General features: G+C 47.6%; 4 protein-coding genes. 3 read left to right on the forward strand and 1 reads right to left on the reverse strand.

Annotated elements, in window-relative coordinates:
* On the forward strand, nucleotides 1-186 hold a 186-nt coding region (locus QUA40_RS28660), incomplete at its 5' end, for a hypothetical protein (RefSeq protein ID WP_333132087.1).
* A gap of 17 nt (nucleotides 187-203) precedes the next feature.
* Here the strand turns inward: QUA40_RS28660 and QUA40_RS28665 are convergent.
* Nucleotides 204-473: a hypothetical protein gene (locus QUA40_RS28665; protein WP_333132088.1), complete on the reverse strand. Its 270-nt coding sequence runs from the start codon at nucleotides 471-473 to the stop codon at nucleotides 204-206.
* Nucleotides 474-863: 390 nt separating this feature from the next.
* Between QUA40_RS28665 and QUA40_RS28670 the strand changes: the two genes are divergently transcribed.
* Together QUA40_RS28670 and QUA40_RS28675 are read left to right on the forward strand one after the other, a co-directional pair.
* Nucleotides 864-1,127, forward strand: coding sequence for a type II toxin-antitoxin system Phd/YefM family antitoxin (locus QUA40_RS28670; RefSeq protein ID WP_333132090.1), 264 nt, complete (start codon nucleotides 864-866; stop codon nucleotides 1,125-1,127).
* A gap of 50 nt (nucleotides 1,128-1,177) precedes the next feature.
* Nucleotides 1,178-1,450, forward strand: coding sequence for a type II toxin-antitoxin system RelE/ParE family toxin (locus QUA40_RS28675; protein WP_333132092.1), 273 nt, complete (start codon nucleotides 1,178-1,180; stop codon nucleotides 1,448-1,450).
* Nucleotides 1,451-1,532: the final 82 nt, after the last annotated feature.

The raw sequence follows: 1,532 nt of genomic DNA on the forward strand, positions 1-1,532 counted from the left end.
CTTGCACTTTATTCTCGATCGCGCGCTCAAAACCCAGGCTACCTCAAGTGCGATCGATATATTCAGCAAGCCCTAATGAATTCTTCAGTCCTCATAGCGAGGACTTTAGCTTTGAGGCAGGGGTTTCAACCCCTGCCGGACTGCCGGACTCAGGGCTTAGCGTTAAAGGCCCGCCCTCGAATTTAGCTATTTAACCTTGCAGCTTACCGCCCAGATTTTCTCGGCGATTTACTGTCAGCCCGCGAGCGACGGATCAGTACGCTCATCACCTGCTTCGGATTTGCCGCACGCTGTACCGGACTCCAATCGCCCACTTCTGCAAATCCCAGCCGGTACAAAGTGAGTATGGTTTCCCGGACACCCTTGGGCGAACCGACAACCGTTAACAACACCACTTCCTGTTCGCATACTGCTGCTGAGTCGTCATTTGGGCGCTCAAATTTGTTGTCGTCAGGCACGAATTCCTGTGACATAATATGTTCTCCTGGTTTTGGGTTTTCTAGAAAAACCCAAAAACCCAGCCGCCCCGCATTTCAAGACATAGCAGGGCGGCTACAGAGGATGTTAAAATGCTCCGTTAGCCTCCAGACTGCTGATTCCAGTTTGGCGGTTAGCTGTCCATTGCTGTTAGCGCAGCTTTGGGCAGTGCAACTAGATTTTTGGGCGACGCGGGCTGCCTCCTCTACAAGCAAGCAACCTCTCACTTCAAAGCGTAGCCGCAGAGGGGGGCCGTCGTCAATCCATTTTGGATTTTAGATTTTGGATTTTGGATTTTGGATTTACTCGTTACCAGCATCAGCGGCTGGAAACCAGTGAGTTGGGCCGAAATGCTAAATTAAAAGTAATGTTGCTTTAGTACAACCATGTCCAAACGACTCACCATTGCCCAAGCACAGCAGCAGCTTCCAAACCTACCCCAAGAACTTATCAATGAGCCTATCATCATCACTCAAGATGGCGTTCCCGTTATGGCTGCAATGAGCTACACGCATTTGACTGAACTGTTAGAAACCTTAGATATTCTCACCGATACAGAATTCGTTGCCAAATTACGCGAAAGCATCACCCAAGCACGGCAAGGCGAAACTATTTTCTGGGAAAATGCCAAAGCAAAATTGGGACTGTGAATCACGAAGAAAATGCTATCGAATATGAGATTTAGCTTACGCCACTGGCACTGGAAATGTTGGAGGCAGTCAAAGATCGACGAGAACAGGAAAAATTGCGCGATCGCATCGATCAACTAAAAGTTGAACCACAAAAGCAAGGCAAAGCCCTTGTAGATAACCTATCAGGATTTCGCAGCATCCGAGCTGTTGGACAGCGCTATCGTATAGTTTATCAAGTCGAACAAGATCGAGTTCTAGTTGTTGTCGTGGGATTAGGGAGACGTAAAGATGGTGACAAAAAAGACATTTACACCATCTTAGAAAAACTGTTAGAGCCGTGATTGTAACTGGGTGCATCTCACTTTGGCAAATACATCAAATTGAAAGTTGACCGTTGAGATAAGCACAGCGAAGAGCAAGGAT

This window comes from Microcoleus sp. Pol11C3 (assembly GCF_036701485.1).
Taxonomy (GTDB): Bacteria; Cyanobacteriota; Cyanobacteriia; order Cyanobacteriales; family Microcoleaceae; genus Microcoleus.

Bases quoted from the DNA above. Each gene is read 5' to 3' on its own strand.
- QUA40_RS28670 (WP_333132090.1), top strand. From the start codon at position 864: ATGTCCAAACGACTCACCATTGCCCAAGCACAGCAGCAGCTTCCAAAC.
- QUA40_RS28665 (WP_333132088.1), bottom strand. From the start codon at position 473: ATGTCACAGGAATTCGTGCCTGACGACAACAAATTTGAGCGCCCAAAT.